Genomic DNA, 6,634 nt, shown 5'->3' on the forward strand with positions numbered 1-6,634 from the left:
GACTGACGAAACACCGGGCAGCCCTTCACCGCAGAAGGACACCGTTACTTAGACAGCGCCATCCGCGACCGTCAAGCTGAAGCAAAAGAAAAAGCCCCGGCGGGACTGCCAGGGCTGAGTTGCTAATACTCTGGGCCAAGTCTCGTTCGGACCTCAACCCTGAACTTTGGTATACGTCCCCTCGCCTGCAAGAATACCACGGAAACCACCGGGCTCATCCAGACCGAAGACGATCAGAGGCAGGTTGTTGTCACGCGCCAGCGCGATGGCCGACGCATCCATGACCCGCAACCGCTTGGCCAGAACGTCGTCATAGGTGACCGTGTCATAACGCACCGCGTCGGCATGTTGCTTGGGATCCTTGTCGTAAACACCGTCGACACCGTTCTTGCCCATGAAAATCGCCTCACACGCCATTTCATTGGCGCGCAAGGTCGCCGCGGTGTCGGTGGTGAAATACGGGTTGCCGGTACCGGCCGCAAAGATGCAAACCCTTTTCTTTTCAAGGTGCCGTACGGCGCGGCGGCGGATATAAGGCTCGCACACCTCATCCATACGAATGGCCGAAATGACCCGGGTGAACACCCCAATCTCTTCCAGGGCAGACTGCATTCCCAGCGCGTTCATCACCGTGGCCAACATCCCCATATAGTCTGCTGTGGTCCGCTCCATACCCTGGGCAGACCCGCTCAGGCCCCGGAAAATGTTTCCGCCACCGATAACCATGCAGATCTCAACGCCCAGATCGTGAACCGATTTCACCTCTTGCGCGATGCGTTGAACTGTCGGCGGGTGCAGGCCAAAGCCCTGATCCCCCATCAATGCCTCTCCTGAAATTTTCAACATGACACGTTTGTATGTGGTTTTCGGGGTTTCGGCAGTTTCAGAAGACGGGGAAAGGCTCATGTTGCGCTCCGGGCTGGCACGGGGTTAATTTCCGGCGCAAAATGAAGCAAAAGCTCCGCAGGTTCAATGCGGTTGGTGAGGATTGAGGCAACCGCATATGACCCGGCGATCAACAGACGCGATATTTCGGCAATTGCCCCCTATTCCCGATGACAAGCCTGTCCTGATTGCAGGGCCCACAGCATCCGGGAAATCAGCGCTGGCACTGGAGATCGCCGAACGCCATGGCGGGGTCATCGTCAATGCCGATGCAAGTCAGGTTTATGATTGTTGGCGCGTGATTTCGGCCCGACCATCTGCCGAAGAAGAAGAACGCGCACCGCATCTGCTCTATGGTCACATCGCCTATGATCAGGATTATTCAGCCGGTCACTGGCTGCGTGAAGTGGTGCCACTGCTGACCGGGAGCCAGCGGCCAATCATCGTCGGCGGCACAGGATTGTATTTCACGGCCCTGACCGAAGGCATGGCCGAGATCCCTGCTACCCCAGTGCAGGTGCGGGCCGAAGCAGACTTGCTGACCCTTGCTGATCTTGTTGCCGGGGTTGACGAACAGACTCTGGCTGGTCTGGATATACAGAACCGCGCGCGCGTGCAGCGCGCTTGGGAAGTGCAGCGTGCCACGGGGCGCAGCCTGATGTCCTGGCAGGCCGATACTCCACCGCCAATCTTACGGCTGAAAGATGTGGTTCCAATCGTTTTCGACGTCGACAAAGCGTGGCTTCTGAACCGGATTGAACGCCGTTTTGACCAGATGCTGGAACTGGGCGCAATCGACGAAGTTCGCGCCATGCGGGATCGTTTCGACCCCGTTCTTCCCGCCTGCAAAGCCATTGGGGTGCCAGAGCTTATGGCCTATCTGGATGGAACACTGACTTTGGATCAGGCCCGTGAAAGGGCCACGATCTCGACCCGGCAATTTGCCAAACGCCAACGCACGTGGTTCCGGGCCAGAATGAAAACATGGAATCACGTTGATTTCTCAAAGTGATATCTGGTGTTGTTCATTCCACAAGATTTGACAACCAAAGCAAACGGATCAACGGAAACGAATTAGTTTTTCGTCTGTTATCAGTGATTTGACACAGAATCTCCGCAAGGATTTCTCCTGACGAAGCGCCACATGACAAAATCCGCGCCAAAGTATCAACACTGCGGGAACGTCGCTTTTGTGCATTTTATGTCGATTCCGAACGTTGACGTTAAGTGAATTCTGGTGCCGAATAGCGGCATGGGGATGCAAAGAGTCCAAAAACCGGAACCCTTCTTTCTTTCGACAGGACAAGCCCGTGTCGCTTAGAACAAGAACAAATCAACAAAATCAATGTCACAGGGAGACATTTATGACCAATACGGCAATCACCACAGACAAGGTGCACTGGGCGGCCGAGATGCACGCGCAGGAATACCGTGACGGCAAGCTTAGCCGCCGGGAATTTCTGGCCCGCGCGACGGCGCTGGGTGTCGCAGTACCGGCAGCCTATGGATTGATCGGTCTGCAGTCGCCTGCGGCGGCGCAAGAGCCGCAGCGCGGCGGCACCATCCGCTATCAGATGGAAGTGCGCGCGCTCAAAGATCCGCGGACTTATGACTGGACGCAAATTGCTACTTTCACAGCAGGCTGGCTGGAGTACCTCGTCGAATACAACAACGACGGCTCGTTCAAGCCGATGCTGCTGGAAAGCTGGGAAGCCAACGCCGATGCCACCGAATACACATTGAACGTTCGCAAGGGCGTAAAGTGGAACAATGGCGACGATTTCACAGCCGAAGACGTGGCCCGCAACATCGCAGGATGGTGTGACGCTGGTCTAGAAGGCAACTCGATGGCATCGCGTATGGCGTCGCTTATCGACGAAAGCACTCAGCAAGCTGCGGACGGTGCAATCACCGTTGTCGACTCCCATACTGTCAAACTGAAGTGCAACGCGCCTGACATCACGATCATCCCGGGCATGGCGGACTATCCCGCTCCTATCGTTCATAGCAGCTTTGATGCAAACGACATGCTTTCAAACCCGGTCGGCACAGGCTTCATGCTGCCCGACAGCCACGAAGTTGGCGTCAAAGGCGTACTGGTGCGCAACGAAGGCTTCGAATGGTGGGGTTATGAGGCCGGCAAAGGCGGCTATATAGACCGCATCGAGTTCATCGACTACGGCACTGACCCGGCTGCATTCCTTGCGGCCTATGAGGCCGAAGAGATCGACATGAACTGGGAGTCTGTTGGCGAATTCGTCGACATCTTCGACGGCATTGGGCTTGTGCGCTCGGAAATCCCGTCGGGCTTCACCATCGTTATCCGCCCGAACCAGTTGGCGGAGGACGAAAACGGTAACAAAATCTACGGCGACAAGCGCGTTCGTCAGGCTTTAGCCATGGCGGTGGACAACGAAGTGTGTCTGGAACTGGGTATGTCGGGTTATGGCATTCCGGCTGACAACTGCCACGTCGGGCCAATGCACCCTGAACATGACTCGGCCGTAACTCGCATTCCGTATGATCCTGCCGGCGCGAAAGCCCTGATGGACGAAGCGGGTATGGGTGACTTTGAGCATGAAGTGCAATCGATCGACGATGACTGGCGTCGTAACACCACAGCTGCGGTTGTAGCGCAACTGAACGACGCTGGCATCAAGGCCAAGCACACAGTTCTGCCGGGATCAACTTTCTGGAACGACTGGACGAAATACGCATTCTCGTCGACGAACTGGAACCACCGCCCATTGGGCACCCAGGTTCTGGCGCTGGCCTACAAGTCAGGTGTTGCCTGGAATGAATCAGGTTTCGCCAATGCAGAGTTCGACGCCTTGTTGTCTGAAGCAAACTCGATCGCGGACGTAGATAAGCGTCGCGAAGTGATGGCCAAACTGCAGGCAATCATGATTGACGAAGGTGTCACGATCCAACCTTATTGGCGGACTGCGATGCGCCATCATCGCGACAATTTGGTGGGTGTTGAAAAGCATATCGCTGACCTGCCGCAGCTTTATAAGTTCGGCTTTACGTCCTGAGCCAAAAGCAAAAGGCCGCGCCACCTCGGCGCGGCTTCTTCGTCCTGAATGCGGCGAACAAATAATAACAGCTAAGCGTGGCGTTCCATGAAACCCGCGCTAGCCGACCCACAGGGGCAAATATGGGACTTTTCATTCTAAGGCGCGTTGGCATCATGCTGTTGACGGCATTGTGTCTGACATTCCTGGTTTTCTTCTTAACCAACCTCTATCCGAACCTCGAAAAGCTGGCGAAAACGCAGGGCAACTTTCGGATGTCGGATGAGCAGGTTGAGAGCTACCTGAACAAAAATGGTTACCTCCAATCCACTCCGATAAAATACGGCGAATGGCTGGGTGTCCTGCCCTCATATCGGTACACGAATGAAGACGGAACCGTTCAGGGAAGATGCATTCTGCCGGGCAAAACCGCCGAGGAATCTCCGAATTTTTGCGGAATCCTGCAAGGGTATTGGGGCTATTCGACCGTCTTCAAAGAAGAGGTTTCGACCGTTGTTGGCAACAGATTGGCTCTGACTGGCCGTCTGATGCTCTGGGTCATGCTGCTGATGGTTCCGTCTGCGTTGATCCTTGGTGTTTTGGCAGGAATGAAAGAAGGATCTGCCACCGACAGGACGTTGTCGACCTTCGCCATCACAACGACGGCGACACCGGAATACGTCTCGGGCGTGATCTTTATCGCCATTTTCACCTCTTCTGCAGTTGGATTGAAGTGGTTCAAGGGTACGGCCACGCAAGCGATGGAGAACCCGACCTTTGAAAACTTCTTCCTGCCGGTCCTGACCATTGCGCTTTATGGGATGGGTTATATTGCCCGGATGACCCGCGCCTCGATGACTGAAGTGATGACCGCCCAATATATCCGGACGGCGCGTCTGAAAGGTGTATCCTTCCCCAATATCGTCATGAAGCATGCGCTGCGTAATGCGCTGATCGCACCGTTCACCGTCATCATGCTGCAATTCCCCTGGCTGCTGAATGGCGTGGTGATCGTTGAGACCCTGTTCAACTACAAGGGCTTCGGCTGGGCGCTGGTTCAGGCCGCGGGCAATAACGACATTCAGCTGTTACTGGCAATTTCGGTCGTGTCGGTCTTTGTGGTGCTGGTGACCCAGCTGATCTCTGATATCGGCTATGTCTACCTCAACCCGCGCATCCGCATTTCTTAAGGAGGGTTAGATCATGGAACCACTTACCTGGACCGGCTCTATCGCCTTCCTGAACCCGCTTTTTGCACTTGGCCTTGCGCTGATGCTCTTGTCCATTGCCGTATGGATGCTGGCCAGCATCGTGCTGCCCGAAGACCAGATGACGGTGAACCCGGACGGTACGTTGAGCTCAAGCTCAGGCCTGCGGACACTGATACAATTGGCGCTGCGTTACAGTTTCCTGGCCAGTGTAGGAATCGCACTCGCCTATATTGTGCTAGGCGTTCTGATGGGCACCAGCGCCGGAATTATTGGTGCCATGTCCCAGCAGTTTTTGCCCGTATGGGTGTCTTTGATCATCCTTTATGCCATGTCGATCGCTTTCAAACGCAAGCTTGGCCTCTACGGCAAACTGTTTGACAGTCCAATCGGCATGATTGGCTTTGGCCTTGTGATGTTCTGGGTCTTCACCGGGATTTTCGGCGCGATGGATCTGATCGTCACGCATGATCCGCTGTCGCAGGTCTCGGGCATGAAGAACAAAGTGCCAGGGACGCCACTGTCCAATCTGGAGGACGGTCAATACGCCTGGTATCTGCTGGGTGGCGACAACCTGGCCCGCGACGTGTTCAGCCGCATGGTCAAAGGGGCTTGGATTGTTGTTCAGATCGCCCCGCTTGCCACGATATTTGCCTTCATGGTTGGCATCACGCTGGGTCTGCCGGCAGGCTACTACGGTGGTCGGCTGGATACCTTGCTGTCCTTCCTTGCAAACCTGATCCTGGCCTTCCCGGTGATCCTGCTGTTCTATTTGCTGGTCACGCCTGAGATCGTTGCGACCGGTGTGCCGAACTACATGGCGGCTGTCTTGTTCGTATTCCCTATCATATTCCTCGGCGTGCTGCTGAACTCACGCTACTATACCAGACCGAACTTCCGAACACCGCTGCTGATCGGAGTTTTGGGGGTTGCGGGTTGGTTCTACCTGTCTCTGATTTCGACCGGTGGCTACATCATCAATACCGACGCCTATCGTATCTGGGGTCTGCCGACCTATCTGGATCTTTTCGATATTCCAGGCGGTATTCTGGTGGTCTTTGTCTCGGTGGTCTTTGTGAATTCGCCCACCGTGTTCCGCATCGTGCGCGGACTGGCGATGGACATCAAAACCCGTGACTATGTGGCGGCAGCACAAACCCGTGGCGAGGGTCCGTGGTACATCATGCTGTGGGAAATCCTGCCCAACGCGCGTGGCCCGCTGATCGTCGATTTCTGCCTGCGCATTGGCTATACCACCATTCTTCTGGGAACCTTAGGTTTCTTTGGGCTGGGCCTGCCGCCCGAAAGCCCTGACTGGGGGTCGACGATCAACGAGGGGCGCAAGCTTTTGTCGATCTACCTGCACCCTGCTCTGCCGCCCGCGCTGGCTTTGTTGACGCTGGTTCTGGGTTTGAACCTGCTGGCCGACGGTTTGCGCGAAGAAAGCCTGAAGGACTGATGTGAAAGCGCACGGGGCATGTGTCCGCGCCAGCCCCAGAAGCGTCATCCTGCACACTAGAAAAAGCA

General features: G+C 55.6%; 5 protein-coding genes. 4 read left to right on the forward strand and 1 reads right to left on the reverse strand.

Features of this window, described 5'->3' with window-relative positions; translation table 11 throughout:
- Positions 1-153: 153 nt before the first annotated feature.
- Entirely contained in the window at positions 154-906 is a 753-nt protein-coding gene (gene pyrH, locus ACR0JI_RS12125; protein ID WP_209504110.1) for a UMP kinase, read from the reverse strand.
- 97 nt (positions 907-1,003) lie between these two features.
- Between pyrH and miaA the strand changes: the two genes are divergently transcribed.
- The 4 genes from miaA to ACR0JI_RS12145 all read left to right on the forward strand — a co-directional run bounded on the left by miaA (position 1,004) and on the right by ACR0JI_RS12145 (position 6,566).
- Entirely contained in the window at positions 1,004-1,897 is an 894-nt protein-coding gene (miaA, locus tag ACR0JI_RS12130; RefSeq protein ID WP_480493328.1) for a tRNA (adenosine(37)-N6)-dimethylallyltransferase MiaA, read from the forward strand.
- 352 nt (positions 1,898-2,249) lie between these two features.
- On the forward strand, positions 2,250-3,920 hold the full coding sequence (locus ACR0JI_RS12135; protein WP_480472425.1) for an ABC transporter substrate-binding protein: 1,671 nt from the start codon (positions 2,250-2,252) through the stop codon (positions 3,918-3,920).
- Positions 3,921-4,042: 122 nt separating this feature from the next.
- Positions 4,043-5,089, forward strand: a complete 1,047-nt coding sequence (locus tag ACR0JI_RS12140) for an ABC transporter permease (RefSeq protein WP_480472422.1) — start codon at positions 4,043-4,045, stop codon at positions 5,087-5,089.
- Positions 5,090-5,102: 13 nt separating this feature from the next.
- Positions 5,103-6,566: an ABC transporter permease gene (locus ACR0JI_RS12145; RefSeq protein ID WP_480472420.1), complete on the forward strand. Its 1,464-nt coding sequence runs from the start codon at positions 5,103-5,105 to the stop codon at positions 6,564-6,566.
- Positions 6,567-6,634 lie beyond the last annotated feature (68 nt).

This window comes from Ruegeria sp. N10 (genome assembly GCF_056531545.1).